Source organism: Arthrobacter sp. Dra40, assembly GCF_059091905.1.
The window spans coordinates 55,899-80,271 of record NZ_JBNHHB010000014.1; the positions used below are offsets into that span (position 1 = coordinate 55,899).

Consider the following 24,373-nt stretch of genomic DNA (forward strand, 5'->3'; position numbering starts at 1 on the left):
CGCTGGCGGAGCGGTGTTGTGGTTCCTGATCCGTTCGCGGACAGGCTAGGTTCGAGACACCGCTGCAGCTCCCAGCTTCGACTCGTGATGGCTGCCTTCGTCAGTGCAGCTGGCTGAACTGTTCGGCGTCGGTGGTGCTGCCGGCGACCAGGATGGTGTCGGTTTCCTCGATAACGGTGTCCATGACCGGGTAGGTCCAGTCGTGGTTCCGGGGCTTGTAGGCGACGACCGCGACCCCGTATCTGTCGCGGATTTTGGTGTTGGCCAGCGGCACGCCGATGATTTCCCGCGGCGGGGTGGTCTTGATCATGACGAAGCCAGGCTCGACTTCGACGTAGTCCTCCATGGCCCCACGGACGAGGTGGGCGACCCGCCGGCCCATGTCGTGTTCCGGGTAGACCACGTGCTTGACGCCGAGCTGTTCGAGGATCTGACCGTGCGCGGCGCTGATCGCCTTGGCCCAAACGTGGGCGACGTTCAGCCGCAGCAGCAGCGAGGTGGTCAGGATGCTCGCCTCCAAGTCGGTGCCGATCGCGACCACGGCGCGGTCGAATTCATGGACGGACAGCTGCCGGAGCACGTCCTCGTTGGTGGTGTCGGCGCGGACCACGTGGGTGAGCTTGCCGTTGAGGGACTGGACGATGTCCTCGCGCGAATCTATGCCCAGGACCTCGGTGCCGGTGGCCATCAGTTCCAGGGCCAGGGAACTGCCGAACCGGCCCAGACCGATCACGACGACGGAGTCGGCCTCGGCCAGGCTCTCGTTGGGGGAGGTGAAGGCGGTAAACAGTGATCTAGCCAATCAGGGGTCGCTCCTTGGGTAGTTCGTACTGGCGCCGGCGCTGCCGCAGCGCCAGCGCGGTGGCAAAGGTGACCGGCCCGATCCGGCCGATGAACATGACCGCGATGAGCAGCAGCTGACCGGCCGCAGGCAGCTGCGCGGTGATGCCGGTGGACAGGCCCACGGTCGCGAAGGCCGAAATCACCTCGAACAGCAGCCGGTCGAGGCCGAAGTCGGTGATGAGCATCAGGATCACGGTGGGAACAACGACGATCGCGATGGCCAGCAGGACCAGAGTGATGGCCTGCCGGTGCACCGAGCGGGAGAGCCGCTTGCCGAAGACGTTCACGGCCACCTCGCCGCGCATCTCGGTGTACATGATGAAGAACAGCACGGCGAAGGTGGTGACCTTCAGCCCGCCGCCGGTGCCGGCCGGCCCGGCGCCGATGAACATCAGCACGTCGGTGCCGAGCCAGGTGACCGGATCCATGGCCGCGTAGTCGAGGGAATTGAATCCGGCGGTGCGGGGGACCACGGCCTGGAAGAAACCGGCCAGCAGCTTCCCCCCGAGCCCCAGGGGGCCCAGGGTGGCGGGGTTGGACCATTCCACGGCCAGGAAGAACACCGTTCCGGCCACCAGCAGCACCACGGTGCCGGCGAGGACGAGTTTGGTGTTCATGGTCCACAGCAGGGGATTGCGCAGCTCCCGGCGCAGCTGCATCAGCACCGGGAACCCGAGTCCGCCCAGGATCACGGCGGCGGCGATCGGCAGGCAGATCCACGGGTCGGCCACGAAGGACATCAGGTTATCCGTGTAGAGGGCGAAGCCGGCGTTGTTGAAGGCCGAGACGGAATGGAAGATCCCGTGCCAGAGCGCCTGGCCGAAGGAATACCCGTAGCCGGTCAGGAAGCGGAAGGTCAGTACCGCCGCGGTCAGGGCCTCGATCAGCACCGTGGCCTTCAGCACGCCCAGCAGTACCGTCCTGATGTCGCCGAATCCCTGGCTCTTGGTCTCGGCGGACACCGAAATCCGGGCGCTCAGGCCCAGGCGGCGGGAGAGCAGGATGCCCAGCAGGGACGCGAACGTCATGATGCCGAAGCCGCCGACCTGAATCAGGGCCAGGATGATCACTTGGCCCAGGGGCGACCAGTAGGTGGCCGTGTCCACGACGATCAGCCCGGTGACGCAGACCGCGGAGGTGGCGGTGAACAGGGCGGCCAGGAAACCGGGGCGTTCACCGGATGCGGTTGCCGCCGGAATCATCAGCAGGAGACTGCCGGCCAGGATGACCGCGAGGAAACCGAGGGCGATGATCCGAGCCGGATGAAGAGTGCGCCGCCGGGTGCCTGTTGCATCTATCTGCCAGCCGGTGAACATGATTTGCAAGCCTACGCCCGCGTTGAAGGGCGAACGGCCGGATCCGGCGTTCGGGGGGCGTTAAGAATTCGTCAAGGATTCTGCCGCACCGGCAGGGGAGGCAGGCGGTAGGACACGGAACGGCGGGACCGGAAGAATGGTGTCCATGAGGCGAGGGACACTGCGGATCTTCCTGGGCGCGGCACCGGGGGTGGGGAAAACCTTCGCCATGCTCGAGGAGGGGCACCGGCTCCGGCAGGAAGGACGCGACGTCGTTATCGCGGTCGCGCAGGCCCACGGCAGGCCCGAGACCGCCGCCCTGTTCGAGGGCCTGGAGGCGGTGCCGGGGCAGGGTGCCGGCGGCGGGCAGGAACTGGACGTGGCGGCGGTCCTGGCCCGGTCCCCGGGTGTCGCGCTAGTGGATGACTTCGCCCACCAGAATCTCCCGGGCGGGCGGCATGAGGGGCGCTGGCAGGATGTCGAGGAGCTGCTCGAGGCCGGAATCGACGTCCTTTCCACCGTCGATGTCGGGCAGCTCGCGTCCCTGGAAGATGTGGTGACCGCGATCATCGGTACCGGCCGGACGGAAATGGTGCCCGATGCGGTGGTCCGGCGTGCGGATCAGATCGAGCTGGTGGACATCGCTCCGGACCTGCTGCGCCAGCGCCTGGCGGCGGGCAACGTTCTCCCTCCCGAGCAGGTCGATGCGGCCCTGGCCAATGACTTCAGGCTCGGAAACCTCACCGCGCTGCGGGAACTGGCCCTGCTGTGGCTGGCGGACCGCGTCGACGAAGGCCTGGAAGAGTACCGTGCCCGCGAGGACATCACCGGCAGCTGGCCGGCACGCGAACGGGTCCTCGTCGGACTAAGCGGAGGACCGGAAGGAGAGGCGCTGCTCCGCCGGGCGGCCCGGATCAGCGCCGGAACGGCGGGAAGCGAGCTGCACGCAGTGCACGTGCGCCCCGCGGGCGGGGCGGCCAGGGAATCCCCGAAGGAACTGGAACTGCAGCGCCGACTGATCACCGAGCTGGGCGGGTCCTACCACTCCGTCGGCGGTGATGACGCGGCTTGGACGCTGCTGGACTTCGCCCGCAGCATCAACGCCACGCAGATCGTCATCGGCATTTCCCGTCACCGGCCGCTCTCCCGGGTGTTCCGCCGCAGCACCGGCACCGCAATCGTCCGCGATGCGGGCGAGATCGACGTCCACCTGGTCTCCCATGCCCGGGGCGGCCAGGGCATGCCCCGTCTTCCCTCGAACCTGAGCCGGATACGGCTGATCGCCGGCTTCGCCCTGGCGGTGCTGCTGCCCCCGGCACTGCAGTATCTGCTGGGCCACTGGCCGCACAGTCATTTCGCCACGGACATGCTCGTCCAGCTCACCGGCACCATTGCCGTCGCCCTCGTCGGCGGGCTGTGGCCGGCCGTGACCGCCGCGGTGCTGGGCAGCCTGATCGTGAATTTCTCCGCGGTCCAGCCGGTCGGGAGCATGAACATCGGCGACCCGGAGAACGTGCTGGCGCTGCTGATCTTTCTCACCGTCGCCGTTTCGGTCTCCCTCGTGGTCGGGCTGTCGGCCCGGCGCAGCCGGGAAGCAGCGGCCGCCGGAGCCGAAGCGGCCGCCCTCGGGGAACTAAGCCGCAGCGCGCTGGCCACGCAGAACAGTGTCCCGGACTTCCTGGAGAAGGTCAGGGAACATTTCCGGTGCGACGGCGCCGGGCTCTACGTCAGGGAGGAGAACGACTCCGGGTTCGGGGCCTGGCGGCTCGTGCACAGCGCAGGCACCGTGCCGGCGGACCTGCCGGACGCGGACAACATCGAACAGCTGGATCAGACCCGTGCCTTGGGATTGTGCGGGCACGTTCTGACCCAGCGGGAACGGCGCCTGCTCACGGCGTTCGGCGCCCACCTGCTGGCCATGCTCCAGCGCGACCTGCTCACCGCCAGCCGCCGGGACATACTGCGCCTGTCCGAGGGAAACAGGATGAGGACCTCGATCCTGCGGGCCGTGTCCCACGATCTGCGCACACCCCTGGCCGGGATCAAGCTCGCCGTCAGCAGCCTGCGCCAGGACGCGGTGCAGTTCCCGCCCGAGGATGAAGCCGAACTGCTGGCCACCATCGAGAACTACACCGACCGCCTCGACGGCCTGGTTGGGAACCTGCTGGACATGTCCCGCATCACCGGTGACTCCATGGCCCCGCTGAAACGTCCGGTCTACTGGCCCGACGTCATCGCCGACGCGCTGCGCGGGCTGCCCGCCGGCGGGCTGCGGGTGGAACTTCCGGACAACATGCCGCCCATCGAGGCCGACCCTGGAATGCTGGAACGGGTCATCGCCAACGTCGTCGAAAACGCGCTGAAGTACGCCCAAGGATCCGAGGTGGTCATCGTCGGCTCCGTCGGCGGGACCGGAAGTGCCACCCTCGCCGGCCGGCGTGCCAGCGAACTGCGCGTGGTCGATCACGGCCGGGGCGTCCCGCCAGACCAGGTCATCACGATGTTCAGGCCCTTCCAGCGGCTGGATGACACCCCGGCCGGTACCGGGATCGGATTGGGCCTGGCCGTGGCCAAGGGCTTCAGCGAGGCCATGGGCGGAAAACTCCTGGCCGAGCACACCCCGGGCGGGGGGCTGACCATGGTCATCAGGATGCCGCTGTCGACCGGCATCTGAAGGCCGGCGGAAGGGCGGCAACCCGTCTGCGCCGGCGCCCGTCGCAGACGGGCGTGGGGATTTTCGTAAAGATCGTGCCCGGAACGTCAGGAAACCGTTAAGGACAGCACTCCGCCGGCGGCTTCCGGTATTTGCTTGACTTAGGACCCGTAAATCAGCGGGACTTTATGACTGAATACAGGACGAGGCCGGCCATCATGACCGAGGACGCACTTTGGGAGATCCTGCTGGTGCTGCTCAGCGGAGCGGCCCTCGTCGGGTTCCTGATCCGTTCACTGCTGCGCTCCACGTTCCGCAAATGGTAAGTGCAGCACCTGGACCGGATGGGTTGACTGAACCCCGCCGGCGGCCCTTCCCCGTTCGGCCTGCCGCCGGTCCTGACACAATGGGCGTAGAACCGGAGAAACACCGCAGATGTTCCGGGCGGGTGCCTGAAGAGGGACGCCCGGTCCGTCCCGGCGGCGCGTGAGATGCGGAAGGAGCCTCGTGACCAACGTCCTCATCGTTGATGATGAGCCCCAGATCCTTCGCGCACTGCAGATCAATCTGACGGCCCGCGGCTATGAGACCGTCACCGCGGCCGACGGGCGGGCAGCCCTGGACGCGGCGGCCAAACACGCCGTCGACGTTGTCATCCTCGACCTCGGGCTGCCGGACATGGACGGCATCGACGTCATCCGCGGGCTGCGTGGGTGGACCGACATCCCGATCATCATCCTCTCCGCTCGGCACGCCTCCAATGAAAAAATCGAAGCCCTCGACGTCGGCGCCGACGACTACGTCACCAAACCCTTCGACCTGGGCGAACTGCTCGCCCGCGTACGGGCCGCCACCCGGCGCACGGGCGGCGCGCCGGACAATGCCAGCGTCAGGACCAGGGATTTCGAGATCAACCTAGGCGACAAACGCGTCACCCGCTCCGGACAGGGCGTCCGACTGACACCCATCGAGTGGAACATCCTGGAACTGCTCGCCAAAAATCCCGGCAGACTCATCTCCCAGCAACAGGTCCTGACCCAGGTCTGGGGACCGGCCTACGCCAAGGAAACCCAATACCTGCGCGTCTACATCGCCCAGCTGCGGCGCAAACTCGAGCCCGATCCGTCCCAGCCCCGCTACCTGCTTACCGAAGCAGGAATGGGATACCGCTTCGAACCAGGACCCGCGTAATGCATCGGGGCCAACCATCGCGCAGGCCTCCCGAAGGGCCGGCCGCTCCCGTCACATGCGCTGTTATCGGCGTTCGGTTTCAGTGGGTCGCCAGTTCACGGAACCGGTTCGACAGGTCTTCCCAGCGGTCATCGTTGATCTTGAAGCGTTGCTGGTCCCGGTTGTCCATACTTCTCATTGCCATGAGACCTCAGCCTCATTCGGCATGTCCTGCTTCGGCGCAGGCGGGACGGTTCGTCGGGCTGGACGAGGCAGATGATGCAGATGAAGCGGTGGAAGGCGACAACCCCAGCCTTCTTTCTCGTTGAATTGATGGTCCCGGGGTATGCGGCCATCCCTCGGGGCAGGGATCTTTTAATGGGCGATGAGCAGTTTTATCGTCACGATAATGGCGGCGACGACGGCCACAATGATGCCGCCCCATAGGGCTCCTGCACTGGCGGACCTGGCGGTCAGCCTTTGGACGACGAAACCGATGGAGGCAAGACGGACCAAGATTAGGGTGGCAGCTGCGGCGAGGCCAAAGCGATCGTCAAACCTCCCCAGCGCAGAAAGGAATACCATGGCCGCCGGCATAAGTCCGGATGTCAGGATCGGGACGGCATCGCGCAGTTGTTGAAGTATTTCCGTGCGGGAGAGTTTGCCGCCCACCGCGGAAGCGCTGAAACCGTTTGCGAGAACGTGTGCTAAAAAAGTGGTCAGTGCTGTTCCGAGAATGTAGATGAGAGCTTCACCGGTCCGCACCCCGGATGGAGTGGAGGCGACAATGGCAGCAAGCACCAGGACATTGCCGTACACGTAAGCGGAGATCCGGATTACGGCTCTGGGAGTATTCACCTGCCTGCCCGCCCGGTCGCGCAGCCGAATGGACCATGGTCCGCGATTGGTCATTGCCTCAGCCTAGACCGGTGCAGGGCCCGTGCCATCAGGGTGATCAGCAGCACCAGCAGAATCAGGACGGTAACAGTGGCCGTCCAAACCATACCCCGAGGTCCATGTGGTGCGGCCAGGACCAGGTCATCCCCTGCGGTCCTTCGGCTTCGAGGGCGCCGTCAATCCTGGTCGGCCCGTTTACCGTGCCGTCGGCGGAGGAGTCCTGACCGACCTGGCCGGTGACGCCCGGATCATCCGGCTACGGGCGAACGGTACAGGAACCTGAAGGACCGGCACCGGGGGGTTTTGGCGCAACAGGGCACCGCTGGACGGAGGCAGGTAGCCTGCCGGCGGTATGAAGTTCCGTTCAGGCCGACATTTACCCCGGACACTTTCAGCCGATAACGGACAAGGCTCTGGGCGCCGACTCCACCAATACATCCGACGCGGCAGCGACGGTCAGGATTTCGCCGTCGGTCTGCACCGGTATGCTGTCGGTCGTGCTGAACGCGTAGCGGCTGACACTGGGTTGTTCGCCCAGGCCCACCGTCACCGCGCGGAGGGTCATCAGGGCCATGCGCCACCTGCTGGCGTGGGGCAGCATCACTACTTCGAATTTCCCGTCGGTTGGATTGCCGGCTTCGCTGAGCCTGCCGTACTTGGCCATATCCGGGATATTGGCAAGCACCAGGCTGTCCAGCCTCGCCCGGGCGCCATCGGCGCGGGCGATCTCGAAGGGCCGTAGTCCGGCGACTGTGCGGGTTACCGAGATGAGCTCCTTTAGTACGCCTTTCTGGCCCTTTTCGATCCCGATGGCCATCAGCGGCGTCAGGCCGAACCCGATATAGGAGTGTGCGTAGCGCGTCCACTCCTGTGGGCCGCCGCAGACACGCAGCCTCAGCAGATCGATGCTCCGGACTTCGCCCCCGGCAATCGCTTCGATCAGAGGCTGCCGGCGGGTGCTGCGACGGTGGTCGTTTGCGTTACCGCCGGCCATCACGGCGCAGACTGCCCTGGTGCCCGGGACGTCCATCACCCCGTTGACCACTTCATTCAAGCCGCCGTCGCCGCTGACGGAAACAATCAGCGGCCTGCCGTCCTCCGCCGCGGCGCGCGCCAGCCCGCGGGCATGGCCGGCCGATTCCGTGTGGTGCATCTGAACCGGCACATCCGGCAGCCGGCGCGCCAAGTCAACGCGCAGTTGTTCAGCCAGGTACGTGGGGACCTTGCTGGCGTCCGGATTATAGATGAGCACAATTCGCTCAAAACACCCGGGAAAGGAGCTTTTCATGCCGCCAGCTTGATCACTGCGAACGACGGCGTGGGCGCGGACAGTCCGCCCGACACCGATGCCGCAAGCCGGGGTCCGCCCGCCTCGGGGGCCGGCTCCGAGGCCATCCGCTTACGCCATGCCGGACCAGGGCATAAGCGTGCTGTTATCGGCCTTCCCGGGATTCTTTCGGCTCTGGCTGCGACGCTTTGGGGCCTATACATCATGATTTGAAAGCGCATCTTGTCTCCGATCGCCCTGCCAAAGCCGGCTGGTGAGGCTGGTGCTGGGGCACAGGATCACACTTGGGCGGTTTGGCTGGTCCTGTTTTCGTTGCTTGAACCGGGCAGCTCCGCGCCTGAACTGCGGATGACGCGGATGCTGTAGTCGATGGTGTCGAGCATGCTGCGGATGCCGAGAGGTTCGTCCTTGATCCAGACGACCCCTATTTCCGGGGCGGTTTCTTCCACCCGGCCGCGATAGAGGCCTCTGCCGGGGCCAGTGGCTTCAATCTGGTCGCCGCGACTAAGGGCGGAGACGTCCTCGAGGCGGGCAGGAGCGGGAGTACGTTCGACCGGATCGGTCTCGGATGTCATGGAAGGTCTTCTTCTCTCACTAGCTGATAAATGGGAACGCTGAGGCAAGCACTGAGGCGGTGTTGTCCTCGTCCTGCTTGTCGCGGTCGTTCTCCGGAGGATGAGTCCAGCCCGGCGGACGCCCGGGCTGGGAACCTCCTGCCGGTAACAGGGCGGACGGCGGGCTGGCTGGCCTGCTGCGTCCGGTGCTTGGTGTGTTTCTGCCCGCGGCGTGCAGGAACGGTTCCGGCAGGTACGTTCCGGGCGGCTCATCGGGGGCGGGTTGAAGGTTCGCTACCTCGTCATGGATCTGTTCCATTTCCATATCGAGCCGGTTCGCCACGTCAGCGGCGTCTTTGAGCTGATCCAGCAGGTGCGGGGGAATGCCGCGGTCATACTTGTAGTAGATCTTGTGCTCAAGGCTGGCCCAGAAATCCATGGCAATGGTGCGTATTTGGATTTCCACATTCACTTTTTCGACCCGGTCGGTCCTGAAGACCGGAATCCGCAGAATCACGTGCAGGCTCTTGTACCCGTTGGGCTTGGGGTTCTTGATGTAGTCCTTGATCTGCAGGACCGTGACATCGTGCTGCCCGGTGAGCATGTCGCAGACCTTATAGGTGTCGGAGATGAAGCCGCAGGTGACACGGATGCCGGCAATGTCACGGATGTTTTCGCGGATCTCGTCCAGGGAAAGCCCGTGGCCCTGCCGCCGGGCCTTGGCCAGGATGCTTTCAGGGGATTTCAGCCTGTAGCTGATGTGTTCAATCGGACTGTAGTCGCGGGCGTGGTTGAACTCTTCTTTCAGAATGTTCAGTTTCGTCATCGTCTCGTCGATGGCGAACTTGTAGGACATCATGAACTGCCGGGCGTGCCTGCCCTGCGCCATGAATTCCCTGAGTTCCCGCGCATTCTGAAGCTGCGCCACGTCTTTCCTTTCATACTGGGTGCCCGGGTTACGAGGGACCCAAAGGGCAACCCATGGTGCCGGGGCAGGTACCGGGCCCCTGCCCCGGCTACTAAAGCGGGGTACTAAAAACCGGGTTCGTGGATCGCTCCCGGGTTGGGATGCGTCCCGGGCGGCAGAGGCTAGCGCGCCAGGTACTGCTCGTGCTGCCTGTGTGCTTCGGCGACCTGGGCGCGGATTGTGTCCACGTCCTTGGCCTTGTTGCGGTACTTCGGCTCCATCTGTTCGATCTGCCGTACTTCTGCACGCAACGCCTTGTAGATACGCTCGCGCTCCGCGGGGTCCGCCGTGTAGCCGAGATCCAGGTAGTTCACCGCGTGGCGGCGGGCGTTGTTGATCGCGGTCTGCGCCTTGCCTGCCCTGCTCAGAAGCGATGCCACCACCGTCAGGACCAGCACCCCGATGATGACGGTCAGGGACAAACCTGTGGTGATCTCGAAGACCGGGACCGGTTCGCCGCCGTTGATGAACGGCAGGTTGTTTTCGTGCAGGGCGTGCAGGATGAGCTTGACGCCGATAAAGGCGAGGATCGCGGCCAGGCCGTAGGACAGGTAGATCAACCGGTTTAGCAGGCCGTCGATGAGGAAGTACAGCTGGCGCAGGCCCATCAGCGAGAACGCCGTAGCTGTGAAGACAATGTAGACGTTTTGCGTGAGCCCGAAGATTGCGGGAATGGAATCCAACGCAAACAGGATGTCCGTGCCGCCGATGGCCACCATAACCAGCAGCATCGGAGTCAGCGCACGCTTGCCGTTTTGGATGGTGAACAGCTTGTCGCCGTCGTAGTAATCGGTGGCGTGGAAGAAGCGCTTGGCCAGTCGGATGATGAAGTTGTCCGCCTCGTCGCCGCCGTGGTCAGGCTTGATCAGGTTACCTGCGGTGATCAGCAGGATCAGGCCGAAGGCATAGAAGATCCAGGCAAAGGAATTGATCAGCGCGGCGCCGAGGAAAATAAAGCCGGTACGGGCGATCAGCGAGAAGACGATGCCGAACAGCAGCACCTTTTGTTGGTCCTCGCGCGGGACCCGGAAGCTGGCGATGATAATCAGGAAGACAAACAGGTTGTCCACCGAAAGCGCCTTTTCCGTGATGTACCCGGCGAAATACTCCGAGCCCATAGCCGGGCCACCGTAGATCAGGACGAGGATGCCGAAGATGATGGCGATGCCCACGTAGATGGCGGACCAAATGGCCGCTTCCTTCAGCTGGGGAACGTGCGCTTTGCGGATGTGGAAAAAGTAGTCAAAGGCCAGCAGGGCCAGGATGACCACAATGGTGATGCCCCAGACCAGGGGAGGAACAGTCAAGGTATTCCTGCTTTCGTAAGGTGGGTAGCAGCGAGCCGAGTAAGTCTCTCCGCCCGCCGTCCGGCTGGCCGCTGCACCCGGCGAGGCATCGGTGCCTGACGTGTTGACGTATGCAGCGCTTCGGAATACTCCCTTACGTATTTTCACTCTAACCGGCGTCTGGGGCCGGAGACGAATCGCTAAGCCGCGGGTGGTGCAGCCTTCGTATCCTTGACGGCAGGGGAGCGGCAGGAACTTCCCTGCGTCGAGGCCAGTTATAGAGGTGGGGCCCGGTGACTCCGCCGGTGCGCCTAAAATCGAGGAGCGCGACGTGGGAATGTTCGACAAGCTGGTCCAAAAGGGCAAGAAAATGGCCGTTGACTATGCCAAGGAACAACTGTCCGGGCGCACCGGTCAGCAGCGCAGCGGCGACGGTAACCGCAGCGATACCGACTACCGGCAGGACAATGGGTACCGCCAGGACAACGGGAACCTTCAGCCGCATCCTGCTGCCGCCGGCCGACAGAACAGCCAGCAGAACGGCCAGTGGTCGGGTGGGGGCAGGCCGCAGCAGTCTGCTGGTCCGGGAACGGACGCGGACCGCGACGCGATCGCCAAGTACAAGTACATGCTGCGCACGGCACCGCCGGAAGATATGGAAAGGGCCCACGCAGAGGCGTTTGGCCGGCTGAACCCGCAGCAGCGCACGATGCTGCAAGACGAGCTGAACCATCAGCTTCCAGCCTCGGAGCGCCCCCGTTCGGATGCTCCGGTCGATTTGGCCCGATCTGCGACACGGGCCGAGATGTCGAAGCCTGGATTCATGGAAAAGATCCTTAGTTCCGGCTCCAGAGGCGGCCCCCGACGCGGCGCCGGCGCAGGACTGGCCGCGGGAGCGGCAGGTGGTCTGGGCCTCGGGCTGCTGGCAGGGGTCGCCGGCGGTTTTGCCGGCTCGGCGATCGCCGGTCCGTTGCTGGACGGATTCTCCGGACTCGGGGACGGGATCAGTGGTGCCGCGGAAGGACTCGGCGACGGTGTCACTGCCGCCGGAGAGGGCCTAACCGATCAAGCTGGAGGACTCTTCGACGGTTTACTCGGCGGCGGTGAAGGGCCCACCGACTGGCTCTGAAATCCGCTCCCGGCTACCACGAAACCTGATGGTCATCGCCGGAGTCTGACCTGTCCTCAACGGCAGCCGCCGGACGATAAAATGTTCGGGTGGTCAATCCCATATCTGCACGTCCGCCGCTAACTCCCGAACTCTCCGGCGCAGAATTCCTTCGTTGGTACTGGCTTAAGGACGAACTGGCTGACTTTGCGCGGGTACTAGGAAAACGGGCAAGCGGAAGCAAAGAGCTGTTGACCCAGCGAATAGCGGCTGCTTTGGACGGGCAGGTACTCGAGGAACCGAAGGCGCCCAAACGGTCGACGGGTAGCCAGCTTACGGGACCGTTGTCTCTGTCCACGCTGATTCCAGCGGGTCAACGGTGTAGCCAGATACTGCGCATATGGTTCATCGAACATGTTGGCCCTACTTTCCACTTCGATGCCGAGATGCGTGAGTTCTTCGCCAGCACCGATGGAACGCAAACGATGGAGCAAGCCCTCGATCATTGGCATGAGTCACGTGGCCCAGCCAAACGTGAGATTGACCCCCAATTCGAATACAACCGATTCACGAGAGCATGGCACGAATCGAATCCACACGGGACGAAAAAGGAGCTACTTACGGTTTGGGATGAGTACCGCAGCCGCCCGATTGATCAACGTGGGCGCATTTGAGAGTTCATTCGGAGGACATTTCCGATCGAAACGGTCACGTGCGTGCAGCCAGTCGACACGATATCCTCGCGCAGAGGAATTCCTGTGCGGCCACGCGGGCTGGCTGCTTGACGTCAGACTTTTAGTCTGCGTTGCGAAGATGCCGGCGGTGTAGATATTCAGCCAAGAGAAGGGCAGAGCATGAACCCGGAAGCACGGCAACTCCACAGTACGACTGGCCTACTCGTGCGACCGGTAGAGGACCTTGAGGACTTTGCCGAGAATCCCGGAAAGTACCTGCTGGACCTTTATACAGATGACGAAGCTGCGGCAAATGCTTGGCTGAGAACTGGGGTGAGGCACCGCTTCACTTACAACGACGGCGTCGTGACACTGACCTGGAACGAGATCCCGATCCTCGGCGTCCCCGACTGGGGCGACCTTAACGGCATCTGGTGCTGCCTGTCAGCCGTGGTTGACGGTTACTTGTCGACAGGCCGGGGAAAAGGGCTCTTTCCTGACCAGCCGCTTCCGATTGGGCTGGAATCCGTCCAAGGCGGAGCGATCATGACAGCCGGCAGCACCAAGACCCGCGTCGAACCGATCACCTTCTGCCGCGAACTGCTCGATGAAGCGGAACGGTTCTGGCACTGGACGGACAGGTGGGGAATTCCCGTCAACTCAGGGCATGCCCTCCAGGAAATCGAACGGGTGCGCACAAAGATCCCCTGGCGATGACTAGTGGAGCGGCACCCCAACCCGAAGACTGCCACATCATTTCCCCCATTCATGATGGCAAGATGAGTTCGTTGCGGCGCGCAGGATAGCCGCCCCGATCATCCAATTCAACGTACCAGTGGTTGGCAGCTGCCTGGATGGAACAGGAAGTGAAGATGCAACGAACGACGCTTGTGCCTCTGCTGACTGCGGCGGTGCTTCTGGCAGGATGCACCGCAGGCCCTCCAGCGCAAACCGAGGGGCACGCAACGCCGATCACGACACGAGGAGGAAACAGCACACTGCAGGCGGACGAGATTTGGAATCGCGCGCTGGACTACGACTACGAGGGGCCGCGGGGTGAAGGGGACCGGGTGCTGTATGACCTGCTCATGCTGGACAACGTCGCTTAGAACGGCGGGCTGCTGCACGGCATTCAGGTGCTTGAGCCCCGCGAGCTTACTGCCGCGGTTGCCGGATACCGCTGGTTCGGCCTGGACGCCCTGGCTGATGGTGTCGAATCCGTTGTGGCGGAGGCAAGTGGCATCGATTTCGAAGACCCGTCGACACTGCCCGCCCAAGAGGATTTGGAAGTGCGCGCCGATGACATCTATTTCAGTGAGCAGGGCAGCGAGCTGATCAGTGCGGCGTTCACAGAAAAGCTCGCCGAGCGCCCGGAAGCTTTTACAGACGCCGAGCCGGTCGGCCACTAGCCGGAACCAGCGGTCAAGATCCGGGTACCACCTGCAAAGTCACTGCAAAAATACTGGTGAGCCGGCGTATTCGCAGCCTGCGAATAGCTGCAGGAAAACATGCTCCGGCCACGCTTTTTGCAGTTTGTAGCAGCCAGTACTTTTAGCACTGGAGAGGCTTTGGGCCGTTGACGGCGGTGGAAGACCGGTCTTGCTCAGCCGGTCCCGCCGATCTGACCGAGCTTGAGGATCTGACCGAGGTCGATGTCGGCGAGATCGAAGATGACGCCGAGAAACAGCAGCAGGAGGCTAAGCGCCGCCCCTCCTATGGCCATGTTGTCGATCGCCGACCAACCGTCACCGACTGGGTCGGATTCGACCACCACTCCTGCCCGCGCGCGACGGCGCGCGCGCCACATCGCGAAGCAGATGCAAAGGGCGAAGGCCGCGCCGAACCAAACCCAGACGGGCAGGGCCGCCACTTCCCCTAACATGGCCGATTCCCGACGGCGATGCCGCGCCGCGTGCATCTGAACATGACGTGCCTCCCCCTGGTACGAAATGTCCGTCCGTAGTACCAGCCGCCGTGTTATGCGCGCGTTATTGCTCGAAGGGGACGTACGCAGAACTATGCACCGGAGCCATTGTCATATCGAACCGGGAACGCCCTATGGTTCACTTGCGGCAAACTGGTTTATGATCCAAACTACTTTGCAAGCGCCTAGAGGAAGTCGGAAGTCCATGACACAGAAGAACCAACCAGGCCGCACGAGCGAGCCTGAGGAGGCCCCGCTAGACCTGCACGCAGCCTTGCGTCTGGTCACCGAGGCAGAAACCCGGGCCCGGCACGAGCTGCACGGAAATGACGCATTGACCTACCTGATCTGGGGAGTTGCCTGGCTGGTCGGCTACGGCGGCATGCACGGCGCGCGCTTCGGCTGGCTCCCGCTGGACCGCGGCCAGTCTCTGGGCGTTTTCGCAGCCTGCATCCTGCTCGCACTGGTGTCCACGATCGTCCTGGTCGCCCGTCAAAACCGCGGGATCCGGGGACACTCATCCTTCCTCGGCGCCATGTACGGCGCCGGCTGGACGCTCGGATTCCTGACCATGGGCGCCTTGACCGGCGTCATCGGCGCCGCGACGGACGATTTCTGGCTGCGCAGCATGGCCCTCAACGGTGTCGCCATCCTCGTCGTCGGACTGATGTACATGGCCGGCGGAGCGATGTTCAACGACCGGAACCAGGCGCTGCTCGGCGTCTGGTTCCTGATCGTGAACATCGCCTCGCTCGTCACCGGCCCGGCGCACTTCCTCACCGTTCTGATGGTCCTGGGTCCTGTGGGCTTCTTCGCCGGAGCGATCACCGGCCTGCTCGGCAGCCGCCGGGCCACGAGAGGCGCCTAGCCGTGCCCGACCTCGACCCGGTAATCCACGCCGAATCTCGGCTGCGCACCATCACCGTGCTCAACCAGGTGGGCGAACGGGACAAGATCGCCTTCACCAAGCTCCGCAAAATCCTCGAGATGACCGCCGGCAACCTCTCGACACATCTGCGCAAGCTTGAGGAGGCCGGCTACATCGAGGTCACCAAGACCATCGAAGGCCGTATCCCTGTCACCTATGTGGGCATTACGCCCAAAGGCCGCGCCGCCTATGCCGCCTACCTCGCCGCGCTCAACGAATTGCTCGGTTGAGCCTGAACCACGCCAACCACAGGAGCAAACATGTCAGTCCCTGCACCACCCTTGGCAACACCCCATAAAAGTCCGAAGCCGGTGCTCGCCTCCACGGCGAACGCCACCAAAAGCTTCGGCAAGAAGAAGGCCCTGGACGGCCTTAGCCTCTCCATCGGTGCCGGCGAAGCGGTGGGCCTGCTCGGTCCTAACGGGGCCGGGAAGTCCACACTGATCAGCCTGCTTTGCGGACTGCGGCGGCCGGACACCGGCAAGGTGGAGCTCTTCGGCCGTAACCCCGTGGATCCGAAGGCGCGGCTGCAGTTGGGCATCACCCCGCAGGCCACATCCGTACCCCAGACCCTTAAGCTGCGCGAGACGGTGGACTTCGTCGCGGCTCACTACCCGGACGCGATCCCCACCGCCGAACTGCTCGACCGCTTCGGCCTGGCCGAGCTGGCGGACAAGCAGTGCGGTGCCCTGTCAGGCGGTCAGCAGCGCCGGCTGCTGATCGCCCTGGCTCTGGCCGGCCGGCCGCGGCTCGTCGTGCTCGACGAGCCCACCACCGGCCTGGACGTCGATGCCCGCGAAACCCTCTGGCAGCAGCTCACGGAATATCGCGCACAAGGCGGGACGCTGCTGATCACCAGCCACTACCTGGAAGAAATCCAGACGCTGGCAAGCCGGGTGGTGGTGATCGACCGCGGCAATGTCATTGCCGACGGCAGCGTCGACGAGATCCGCAGTCACGTGGCAATCAGCAAAGTCACGTTCAAAAGCCAGCTGCCGCCATCGTACTTTGGCACTTGGCCGCACACCGTCCGCACTTCCGCCTCCGCATCCGGGGTGACCACCGTCGTCACGCAGGACGCGGACGCGACAGTGCGCCGGCTGGTTGCCGAAAACGTGGGCTTCAGCGGGATCGAGGTTCACGGCGCCACCCTCGAAGAGGCCTTCGTTGCCCTCACCCGTTCCGGTGCAGACGACCAGGCCGTGAAGGAACCAGCATGAGCGCCCTCACCCAACCCGTTTCCGCGGCACCGTCGGCCTCCGCCCGGCCCGCACCGACCCACGCCGCGTTGGTCCTGGCACACTCCAAGGCCCAAATCCTCGAGCAGCTGCGGATCCCTGTCGCCGTCATCTCGTCCACAGTCTTCCCCGCCTTGGCTCTGTTGTTCTTCGTGATCCCGCAGGAGTCCGTCACTTCCAATCCCACGGCGTCGTTGACCGCGATCGCGCAGCTGGCGCTCTTTGGGGTGATGAGCTCCTTCCTGTTCAACTACGGGATCGGGATCGCCGAAGAGCGGGCCAATCCGTGGAGCAGCTACCTGCGGACGCTGCCGGTCGGACCCGTGCCCCCGACCATCGCGCGGGCGCTGCCGGCGCTGCTGTTCGCTTTCTGCGCGCTGGTGCCGGTGCTGGTCATCGGAGCGCTGCTGACGTCCGCACCGGAGGCCTTCGCAGACGGTGACCTGTCCTGGTGGCGGGTTCCGCCGGCCGTGGCCGTGTGGCTGCTCTGCGGGCTGCCGTTCCTCGCACTCGGGCTGTTCATCGGCTACCAGTGCACTTCCAAGGTGGCCGTCGCGGTGACCCAGGTGGTGTTCTTCCCAATGGCTTTCGCGGGCGGGATGATGATGCCGCCGACGATCTTCCCTGACTGGCTTAACACGCTCTCCCTGTCCCTGCCGTCCCGTGCTGCCCGCGATGTCTCGGTCTACGCGCTGACCGGCGAGGGCCTGCACCCCACTTCGATCCTGTGCCTGGCTGTCTGGACGCTACTGCTCAGCGGGCTGGCGTTGTGGGCGAACCGCCGCGACCAAGGCCGCCGTTTTCGGTAGCCACCGCCCTGCCGCCCCGATCACCACAATACGGCTGAAGCGGGTGGCTCCGCTTCGGTGCGCTTCAAGGTCCGCGTGCTTATCGATGACGGAACGTGCGGTCTAACGAAGCGCAGACCGTCTGCGATCAGCTTGTCGAGGGCTTCGACATCACTGGTACGCATGGCGGCGAGCAGTGCATTCTCGGCCTAGGTGATGGTCCGGCCCAGCTCATCTTGAGTAGACATGGCAAACCCCCTAGAAGCTGCCCCTCCTGGGTGATGACGGACCGGGCCGATGTGATGGAAAGAATCAGGCAGCACATGTGGGAGGTCCTTCTGCCGGGAATCATCCATGAAGCCGCCGGCACCAGCGTCGGACGGCTACTGGCGCTGACCGGCGCCGGACCATTATCTGGCGCTTGCCTTCGTGGCGCGCCATGCTCTCATCGTCGACTTGTGTCAGGTGCGGCCCCACCCGACAGGAACCAGCGGGAACGGCCGTAAGCCGTCGCAGTCGGTGCAATAGGCCTGGCTGCCCTCCTGCCGGGCACCCCTGAGCATTGTTTACCTCGTTGAACGGTTGACCATGGGATGATAAGCATGCTTATAATTGTTCATGCCTGATCTAGCCAACTGGCCCATGTCCCGGCTCTTGTCCACAGCGGCGAGACTTGTTGAATACAAGTGGAACGAACATCTGGCTACCCTCGGTCTGACCCACGCCGGGGCTGTCGTCCTGGAGATCCTGGCCGCAGAAGGGGAGATGACCCAAGCGAAGCTGGCCCAGCGGGTGCGGGTGCAGCCGCAGACGATGGGCAAGACCCTGGGGCGGCTGGAAACGACCGGTTACATTTCCCGCGTTCGCAGCCAGGATGACCGTCGTCAGCAAAGGGTTAGCATCTCCGAACAAGGGCAGAACGTGTTCCGGGAAGTGGTTCGGGCGGAACAGGAGCTTCTGGGTGAGGACGGCGAGATGGACCAACTCAAAACGCAGCTCGTCAGTATCGTCCGGGGCCTCGGAAACGAAAGGTTTGGCATCACGGGATTGCGGCCGGCCTGACCCGCAGAACCAACAACAAACTCGTCCCATGCTGACGTAATCCTCTAGGGGATCCCCTGAAGATGTAATGACCCCTGTTGGATTCTTTGGATGCGGCGTACCGTGCTGCCAAAAGGCCGTGCCCCTAGGAATCGGCCGGGCACGAAAACTGCCATCCCGCTACGACAACGGCCATCCCGCTGCACGGGAGCTGGAGGTGGGAGCTGAAGCTTAGCCCTCCTCGCCGTCAATCCACAGACCGATTCAGGAATCTAGGGTCATCGGTAGCCAAAAATATTCGGAACAACCAATAGTGCCCGTGGCAGGAGGGCACGCAGGCCGAGCCCGACGGCCGCAGCTTCTAATGGAAAACTCCAGGGGAGAACCATATGAGCGACAAAAGACCCGGCCATGTTGATCGGCGCGTCCATGGCCTAGCCAGCGGCCCACAAAGACCGAAGTCATGAACTACTCCCGTCATCTGGAGCCGGCGGAAATCTTTCCACAGGATCTTTCGACCATGGACGATCGCGAACTGCTGTCCTTGTATGGCAGAGCGGTACGGCAAATGGACCGCGAAACCATCCAGTATGGAGAACTCGCTCACGAGACTGAATTCCGTGTCGAAGAGCTCCGCCTCGAACTCCAGCACCGCGACGACCGCGATGCAACCAGAGCAAGCCGGGCACGGCGCGGCTAAGAGGACGAGCGGGAACAGCCCCGCGTTTGGGGGTCGGCGAAGTGTTCCTCTTGCATTGGTGCCTTCGGCGCCGCCCGGCAGTCGGCGGTGACGGCGGGGCGCTGCTGAGAGCAGGCACCGGACCAACGCGGCCGAAGTAGCACCGATGCGAATAACGAAACAGGCTGCGGCTAGGCCCACTCACGTGACGTATGCGCCGTTATCGGCTTTAAGTAACCCGAGGTTTTCCTGGCGCCGCATATTCTTGTCTACACCGAGGCCTGAATCGACTCGAAGCCGATTTCCCGGCGGGAGACCGGGAGGAGTCCTTCTGGGTGCCGGTGCGGACGGGATCCTTCGCCGAACCTTGCCGGAGCGTCTCAGCGGCATACGGCAGGGATTTCTTCCAGTTCTGTAACGCCTTGGTAGCCTCTGCCGCCTGGCTGCGTCTCGCACCACTCGTCGAAGAAGAGCTGGAGAATTGTCCACGTACTGGGCAGTGATGCGACGAGGACTAAGCCCACAGCGGCAGCAGCCCAGAGCCAGGCTGAACGCCTCGTCCGGCTGCGCCCCACTTGCACGAAGGCGGCAACCGCCAGGACGTAACCAAAAACAACCAGAAGAGGTGGCGCCGCCTGCCACAAGGAAGCACCCGGCGCGAACGCCGAGGCCGCCACCGCCGCTGTCCAGACTGCGGAACTCAACGCCAGCAAGGCCAGAAGACCAACGGCGGCGGTGGCGACTACGTCCAGAACGGCACGCTGCAGGCCGGACCCCGCCTTCCGCAGCAACCGCTCAAACCCAGCGGGCCCACTATCCGGCGCCGCCGTCCCGCCGCCGACATGGTCCCCGCCCGCTGTCGGCTCGGTGCTCATCGATGCCGCTCGTCCCGGCGAAATGTGTGGACCCCGCCGGCTCCCAGCTCCATCAGGTTGTCACCGTCTTTGGCGGTCAGTGCAGACTCCCAGCCGTGGATGGTGAAGAGGCCTATCGGCATGACTCCTGATCCTTCCGCGCCCCGGGCGTATTCGCTGCCCGTCACTTTGGCAGCAATCTCATCCAGCGGCTCGACGAAGCTGAACACCCGGTTGTACGGCGGGCCGAGGTGGTATTCGAGCTGCGCCCCGTTATGAGTGACCTCGAAGCCGCCCTCGTCGTCGGACAGGCCGTTGATTGCTTTCCTGAAATTCCCCATGCGATCCATCATGCCTGCACGGGGACGGGTTTTCATGCTGTTGCTATGGGAAAGGAACAGATCGAGGTCGACGGCGAAGTGTTCATGGTCGGGTCCGGCAGGGAGGCGGCGCGTACGACTACGACTGGTCCGACGCTTCGGTTGTTATCGCTGTTCGCCCAGGCTTGTCTGGCCGAGCAGGGCCTTGGCTTTGCACAGTTCGGGGGTGGCGGCATCGAGGCCGGTGAGTTCGATGTCGCTGACGTGGGAGCTGATCTGGTCTTCGGTCTCGCGTTCGTGAACGGCCCAGAGGAGCAGGTCATCCCCGTGCCGTGAACGGAACTGGATGCCGTCGCAAAAGTCCGTGCCGTCCGGACAGGGGTGCTGCCAGGACGGATGCCACGCGAACGGGGAGCCGGAGATGGGAAGGCGGGCTTCCGCTTGCCTCCCCGTCGCTTCCTCAGCCGGCCCAGAAGGCCCCCGGGCGCCGAATTCCAACGAATTGTGGACCGCAGGTGCGGGGCGTTCGCCGTGTCAGGGTCCCCGGTTGCTTACACTTTCAGGCAGACGGCGTCACGTTTCTCTGGATTTAGAGGGAGCATTGCGAGTCTTGGATTCGGTTGCTCCGGCGGCACATAGGGTCGGTTCATGGAGAAGAGTCGCGTCGTCGAGCTGGAAGGGCAGACCTCGATCAACGACTTGCTGACGAGCCAGTCGGGACCGTCCACATCCAGCTGGCCCTGCCGATCTACGTCCAGCACCGCCCGGGATGCATCCGGCGCCTGTCCTAAAGACGAAGCAAGGGCCGGCCATGGAATCACTGATGTTGAATTGCGCAGCAGGCTGCTGCGCGGACGGAAAAAGAATCACACCCGTGCGCCGGCCACTCTGGGGGCGGGGCCGGAACAGGAGATCGGATGACCGCGCAGAGGGATGGCGGAGACTTGTCGGTTCAGGAAAGCGAACAAATCCTGCGCGGATCGCTCATCGACGCCGCCGCAGACGTTTTCGGGAAGCGCGGATACACCCGCACGGACCTGAAGGACATTGCCCGGCGGGCCGGGGCGACAGTCATGGATATCGAGGGCCGGTTCCGGTCGAAAGAAGAGCTGGCAGCAGCGGTCATGGCCGCCCAGCACCGGATCGTTACCGAGGACGCCCTCGCTGTCCTGCAGCAGGGCCACCCGCCACTGGACGCGATGATCATCATGTGCCGGGAGTTCGGCCGGCGCCTGGCCAGTGACCCGATGGTCAGGGGCGGGATCCGGCTCACCTTCGAGGCCTCCTCGTTCGGCCACCGGGTCCAGGAACCCTACAGCGACTGGATCAAAGTCCTGGAATCCCTGTCAGCGAAGGCAGCCGCCACGGGCCAGCTCAGGCCCGGCACCGACCCCGATGCCTTGGCGCGGCTGGTGGTGGCATGCTTCACCGGCGTCCAGCTGGTATCTGCGGTGATGACGGACAGGGCCGATGTGATGGAAAGGATCAGGCACATGTGGGCGATCCTGCTGCCGGGAATCATCCATGAAGCTGCCGGCACCGGCATCGGACGGTTACTGGCGCTGGCCGGCGCCGGACCCCACGGCGCCGTGGAGAGCATGGCCCGCCACTAAGGCAAGAGCCGGATACTCAGCAGAAGTTCGGCCCCTCCCGACAGGAACAGGTGGGAACGGCCGTTCAGCCGTCGCAGTCGGTGCAGTAGGCGTGGCTGCCCTTCTGCCCGGCAATCTGGGACCGGTGGCGGACCATAAAACACGACTGGCAGGTGAATTCGTCGTCGGCCTGCGGGATGACCTGAACGGTCAGCTCCTCGGCGATGAACTCGCCGCCGGGAACACCGGCGCCGTCCAGCCCGTCGGCCTCATCCAGTTCCAAGACGACGCTGCGGGCATCCGGTGCGCTTGCGGACTTCAGTGCCTGCAGAGAGGTCTGCTGGGATTCCTTGACGTCGGAACGAAGCTCGTCGTAATCGGTTGCCACTTGGCGTGTTCTCTTTTCTCGAAGGTTGAACCAGCTCCGTTAGACCGTAGAGCACTCCGCGGCTAAAGCCACATCGAGACACCAGCGGGCGATCATTCTGCGCTCGGTACACGCCAGCGGCATCAGCTTCCACACTAAGGACACCCCCATAGCCAGCAGAAGCTGTGTCGGCTGTCAGGTTCTTCACGACCACACACATACCACCAGGACTGCGTTGGGGTCGGGCAAAGCGTGCAATACCTTACAATTTCTGCTCTGTGAATGGCTACTAGGCAGAGGAATTCCTCGGGATTCCGTTTGACCCGAAAGTGAAAATAGTTTCTCCGAGATTAGCAAAGATTCACGATGGCTAAAGTTTAGTGCAGCATCATTAGGCGCACTGGTTTCTGTCGAATTCCGAAGTCCGGGAGCCTGGACTCTTTTTCACGTAGGGGCGCGGAGCTGCGGTTGCAAAACTGGATCTAGCCCTAATCGCTCTCGCTCGGCGCCGCTGCAACGTCCTCTTCGCCATGCTCCGTGACATGACTCCCTACAAAACACCCCAGCTCAAGGCAGCCTGACCCCTTGACGAAGAACACAGGGACACCCCCTGATCAGCCCCCTTAAACTACTGAATCGGGTTGAATCAGTAGAGTACCCCGGTCTTTTCGCGCCTGCATGTGCATTGCAGTGCTGGGGATGAGGCACGCAAAAGAGCTCCTGAATTTTGCCGATATGGTTGTCATAGGACAGCCCACAGGATAGAAGGAACGCAATTTGGACGTGCTTGAAAACGCGGCTGTACACTCGCCGCTGGAAGTTGTTTCAGAACTCGCCAGTGAGATTGATGAGAGTATCGCGCTGCCCCGCAAGTCTCGTCTCTCCGCTTCCGCTTATCATCTTCCGGAGCATGTCCGTACCATTGCCGACATCGAAGAAAAGATCAAGGCGTCTTCCCCGGCTGGCGTGAAGCTTCCCTATGGGATGATCAACAGGATCACGGGTGTCGGGCGCGTCCACGTCATGCCCGATGATTGGCAGACTTCCGATCTGGCAGCAGCCGCTGCCCGCAATCTCTTCTCCGAGACCGGCATCCATCCCTCAGACATCGACATGCTGATCTTCGCTTCGGCAAGTCAGGACATGATCGAACCTGCAACCTCCCATATCGTGTCCGCCAAGCTCGGCATCAACGCCCCGGTCATGGATGTAAAGAACGCTTGCAACAGCATGCTCAACGGAATACAGGTCGCTGACGCGATGGTGCAGGCCGGAGCCTATCAACGAGCGCTCGTCGTGTCCGGTGAAGCGCCGTCTCGCGGCATCCGGTGGAACATACCGGACAAGGACACCTACATGTCCTCATTCCCCGGGTTCACGATGTCGGACGCCGGGGCTGCGGTGCTGATCGAGTCGACGGACATTCCCCAGACCGGCAGGAGCCAGGACTTGCCGCGTGCTGAGATCCTCGGTATGGGCTTCTCTGCCGATTCCAGCGCATGGGACGTTGGCATGCTCCCGCACGGCGGCTCGGTCAACCCGCGTGGTTTCGACAGGACCTATTTTGAGATCGACGGCAGTAGGCTGTTCAAGGCGTTCACCGCCCTCGGCTCCTCCGTACTCACCGAGACGGTCAACAAGCTTGGTTACGCCTGGGACGAGTTCGCCATGATCGGCGTGCATCAGGTCGCGCTGCCCTACTTGGATCAGGTGCGGGAGACGCTTGGCATCCCCGGCGACAGGACGGTGATCACGCTCGGCGACCACGGCAACGTTGCCTCTTGCACCCTGCCGCTCCAACTCAAGATAGCTGAGCGATCCGGAATGGTTCAGCCCGGTGACCTGATCGCGCTGGTCGGACTCGCCGGTGGCATCAGCCTCGGCGTCACCGTGGTGAGGTTGTAGAT

The 24,373-nt window shown here is 63.5% G+C and carries 27 protein-coding genes; 16 read left to right on the plus strand and 11 right to left on the minus strand.

Features of this window, described 5'->3' with window-relative positions; genetic code table 11:
* Nucleotides 1-100 precede the first annotated feature (100 nt).
* Together AC5RWT_RS09395 and AC5RWT_RS09400 are read right to left on the minus strand one after the other, a co-directional pair.
* Nucleotides 101-802: a potassium channel family protein gene (locus tag AC5RWT_RS09395; protein ID WP_494080024.1), complete on the minus strand. Its 702-nt coding sequence runs from the start codon at nucleotides 800-802 to the stop codon at nucleotides 101-103.
* Entirely contained in the window at nucleotides 795-2,159 is a 1,365-nt protein-coding gene (locus AC5RWT_RS09400; RefSeq protein WP_494080025.1) for a TrkH family potassium uptake protein, read from the minus strand. The genes AC5RWT_RS09395 and AC5RWT_RS09400 overlap by 8 nt, the downstream gene beginning before the upstream one ends.
* 145 nt (nucleotides 2,160-2,304) lie before the next feature.
* Here AC5RWT_RS09400 and AC5RWT_RS09405 point away from each other — a divergent pair, with 145 nt between their 5' ends.
* Together AC5RWT_RS09405 and AC5RWT_RS09410 are read left to right on the plus strand one after the other, a co-directional pair.
* Nucleotides 2,305-4,812 (plus strand): DUF4118 domain-containing protein, encoded by a 2,508-nt coding sequence (locus AC5RWT_RS09405; protein ID WP_494080026.1) that lies wholly within the window; start codon nucleotides 2,305-2,307, stop codon nucleotides 4,810-4,812.
* A gap of 486 nt (nucleotides 4,813-5,298) precedes the next feature.
* Nucleotides 5,299-5,982, plus strand: a complete 684-nt coding sequence (locus tag AC5RWT_RS09410) for a response regulator (RefSeq protein WP_494044020.1) — start codon at nucleotides 5,299-5,301, stop codon at nucleotides 5,980-5,982.
* A gap of 354 nt (nucleotides 5,983-6,336) precedes the next feature.
* Here the strand turns inward: AC5RWT_RS09410 and AC5RWT_RS09415 are convergent, their stop codons facing one another.
* The 5 genes from AC5RWT_RS09415 to AC5RWT_RS09435 form a co-directional block, all read right to left on the minus strand.
* A complete protein-coding gene (locus tag AC5RWT_RS09415) occupies nucleotides 6,337-6,873 on the minus strand; it encodes a hypothetical protein (protein WP_494080027.1) in 537 nt (178 codons plus the stop codon).
* Between the two features lie 376 nt (nucleotides 6,874-7,249).
* Entirely contained in the window at nucleotides 7,250-8,146 is an 897-nt protein-coding gene (locus AC5RWT_RS09420) for a diacylglycerol/lipid kinase family protein (protein ID WP_494080028.1), read from the minus strand.
* Nucleotides 8,147-8,424: 278 nt separating this feature from the next.
* Nucleotides 8,425-8,721 (minus strand): hypothetical protein, encoded by a 297-nt coding sequence (locus tag AC5RWT_RS09425; RefSeq protein WP_494080029.1) that lies wholly within the window; start codon nucleotides 8,719-8,721, stop codon nucleotides 8,425-8,427.
* Between the two features lie 19 nt (nucleotides 8,722-8,740).
* The gene (locus tag AC5RWT_RS09430; protein ID WP_494080030.1) at nucleotides 8,741-9,628 is read right to left on the minus strand and encodes a GTP pyrophosphokinase; all 888 of its coding nucleotides are present in this window, start codon (nucleotides 9,626-9,628) and stop codon (nucleotides 8,741-8,743) included.
* A 161-nt stretch (nucleotides 9,629-9,789) separates the two neighbouring features.
* Nucleotides 9,790-10,974: a TerC family protein gene (locus tag AC5RWT_RS09435; RefSeq protein ID WP_494080031.1), complete on the minus strand. Its 1,185-nt coding sequence runs from the start codon at nucleotides 10,972-10,974 to the stop codon at nucleotides 9,790-9,792.
* Nucleotides 10,975-11,290: 316 nt separating this feature from the next.
* On the opposite strand from AC5RWT_RS09435, the gene AC5RWT_RS09440 reads away from it, so the two are divergent.
* The 5 genes from AC5RWT_RS09440 to AC5RWT_RS09460 all read left to right on the plus strand — a co-directional run bounded on the left by AC5RWT_RS09440 (nucleotide 11,291) and on the right by AC5RWT_RS09460 (nucleotide 14,144).
* Complete coding sequence (locus AC5RWT_RS09440; protein ID WP_494080049.1) at nucleotides 11,291-12,082, plus strand: hypothetical protein; 792 nt, start codon at nucleotides 11,291-11,293, stop codon at nucleotides 12,080-12,082.
* An 89-nt stretch (nucleotides 12,083-12,171) separates the two neighbouring features.
* Nucleotides 12,172-12,735, plus strand: coding sequence for a DUF6434 domain-containing protein (locus AC5RWT_RS09445; RefSeq protein ID WP_494080032.1), 564 nt, complete (start codon nucleotides 12,172-12,174; stop codon nucleotides 12,733-12,735).
* Nucleotides 12,736-12,960: 225 nt separating this feature from the next.
* Nucleotides 12,961-13,452 (plus strand): hypothetical protein, encoded by a 492-nt coding sequence (locus tag AC5RWT_RS09450; RefSeq protein WP_494080033.1) that lies wholly within the window; start codon nucleotides 12,961-12,963, stop codon nucleotides 13,450-13,452.
* Nucleotides 13,453-13,589: 137 nt separating this feature from the next.
* Complete coding sequence (locus AC5RWT_RS09455) at nucleotides 13,590-13,844, plus strand: hypothetical protein (RefSeq protein WP_494044013.1); 255 nt, start codon at nucleotides 13,590-13,592, stop codon at nucleotides 13,842-13,844.
* 27 nt (nucleotides 13,845-13,871) lie between these two features.
* Nucleotides 13,872-14,144 carry a hypothetical protein gene (locus AC5RWT_RS09460; protein ID WP_494044012.1) on the plus strand — a complete coding sequence of 91 codons (273 nt, stop codon included), beginning with the start codon at nucleotides 13,872-13,874 and terminating at the stop codon, nucleotides 14,142-14,144.
* A gap of 194 nt (nucleotides 14,145-14,338) precedes the next feature.
* On the opposite strand, the gene AC5RWT_RS09465 is transcribed toward AC5RWT_RS09460, so the two are convergent.
* A complete protein-coding gene (locus tag AC5RWT_RS09465) occupies nucleotides 14,339-14,605 on the minus strand; it encodes a hypothetical protein (RefSeq protein ID WP_494044011.1) in 267 nt (88 codons plus the stop codon).
* 259 nt (nucleotides 14,606-14,864) lie between these two features.
* Here AC5RWT_RS09465 and AC5RWT_RS09470 point away from each other — a divergent pair, with 259 nt between their 5' ends.
* The 6 genes from AC5RWT_RS09470 to AC5RWT_RS09495 all read left to right on the plus strand — a co-directional run bounded on the left by AC5RWT_RS09470 (nucleotide 14,865) and on the right by AC5RWT_RS09495 (nucleotide 19,354).
* The gene (locus AC5RWT_RS09470) at nucleotides 14,865-15,527 is read left to right on the plus strand and encodes a hypothetical protein (RefSeq protein ID WP_494044010.1); all 663 of its coding nucleotides are present in this window, start codon (nucleotides 14,865-14,867) and stop codon (nucleotides 15,525-15,527) included.
* Nucleotides 15,528-15,529: 2 nt separating this feature from the next.
* Nucleotides 15,530-15,817 (plus strand): transcriptional regulator, encoded by a 288-nt coding sequence (locus AC5RWT_RS09475; protein WP_494080034.1) that lies wholly within the window; start codon nucleotides 15,530-15,532, stop codon nucleotides 15,815-15,817.
* 30 nt (nucleotides 15,818-15,847) lie between these two features.
* Nucleotides 15,848-16,807 carry an ABC transporter ATP-binding protein gene (locus AC5RWT_RS09480; protein ID WP_494044008.1) on the plus strand — a complete coding sequence of 320 codons (960 nt, stop codon included), beginning with the start codon at nucleotides 15,848-15,850 and terminating at the stop codon, nucleotides 16,805-16,807.
* Entirely contained in the window at nucleotides 16,804-17,634 is an 831-nt protein-coding gene (locus AC5RWT_RS09485; RefSeq protein ID WP_494044007.1) for an ABC transporter permease, read from the plus strand. The genes AC5RWT_RS09480 and AC5RWT_RS09485 overlap by 4 nt, the downstream gene beginning before the upstream one ends.
* A gap of 621 nt (nucleotides 17,635-18,255) precedes the next feature.
* Nucleotides 18,256-18,675 carry a MarR family winged helix-turn-helix transcriptional regulator gene (locus tag AC5RWT_RS09490; RefSeq protein ID WP_494080035.1) on the plus strand — a complete coding sequence of 140 codons (420 nt, stop codon included), beginning with the start codon at nucleotides 18,256-18,258 and terminating at the stop codon, nucleotides 18,673-18,675.
* A gap of 442 nt (nucleotides 18,676-19,117) precedes the next feature.
* Nucleotides 19,118-19,354, plus strand: coding sequence for a hypothetical protein (locus AC5RWT_RS09495; protein WP_494044004.1), 237 nt, complete (start codon nucleotides 19,118-19,120; stop codon nucleotides 19,352-19,354).
* A gap of 359 nt (nucleotides 19,355-19,713) precedes the next feature.
* On the opposite strand, the gene AC5RWT_RS09500 is transcribed toward AC5RWT_RS09495, so the two are convergent.
* Both AC5RWT_RS09500 and AC5RWT_RS09505 read right to left on the minus strand, forming a co-directional pair.
* Entirely contained in the window at nucleotides 19,714-20,208 is a 495-nt protein-coding gene (locus AC5RWT_RS09500) for a hypothetical protein (protein ID WP_494080036.1), read from the minus strand.
* Nucleotides 20,205-20,564, minus strand: a complete 360-nt coding sequence (locus AC5RWT_RS09505) for a hypothetical protein (RefSeq protein ID WP_494044002.1) — start codon at nucleotides 20,562-20,564, stop codon at nucleotides 20,205-20,207. Before AC5RWT_RS09505 ends, AC5RWT_RS09500 begins: the two co-directional genes overlap by 4 nt.
* Before the next feature lie 9 nt (nucleotides 20,565-20,573).
* Here AC5RWT_RS09505 and AC5RWT_RS09510 point away from each other — a divergent pair, with 9 nt between their 5' ends.
* Together AC5RWT_RS09510 and AC5RWT_RS09515 are read left to right on the plus strand one after the other, a co-directional pair.
* Entirely contained in the window at nucleotides 20,574-20,843 is a 270-nt protein-coding gene (locus AC5RWT_RS09510; protein WP_494080037.1) for a hypothetical protein, read from the plus strand.
* 581 nt (nucleotides 20,844-21,424) lie between these two features.
* Nucleotides 21,425-22,120, plus strand: coding sequence for a ScbR family autoregulator-binding transcription factor (locus AC5RWT_RS09515; protein ID WP_494043999.1), 696 nt, complete (start codon nucleotides 21,425-21,427; stop codon nucleotides 22,118-22,120).
* Between the two features lie 64 nt (nucleotides 22,121-22,184).
* Here the strand turns inward: AC5RWT_RS09515 and AC5RWT_RS09520 are convergent, their stop codons facing one another.
* On the minus strand, nucleotides 22,185-22,487 hold the full coding sequence (locus AC5RWT_RS09520; RefSeq protein WP_494043998.1) for a DUF4193 domain-containing protein: 303 nt from the start codon (nucleotides 22,485-22,487) through the stop codon (nucleotides 22,185-22,187).
* A gap of 762 nt (nucleotides 22,488-23,249) precedes the next feature.
* On the opposite strand from AC5RWT_RS09520, the gene AC5RWT_RS09525 reads away from it, so the two are divergent.
* On the plus strand, nucleotides 23,250-24,371 hold the full coding sequence (locus AC5RWT_RS09525) for a 3-oxoacyl-ACP synthase III family protein (protein ID WP_494044199.1): 1,122 nt from the start codon (nucleotides 23,250-23,252) through the stop codon (nucleotides 24,369-24,371).
* Nucleotides 24,372-24,373: the final 2 nt, after the last annotated feature.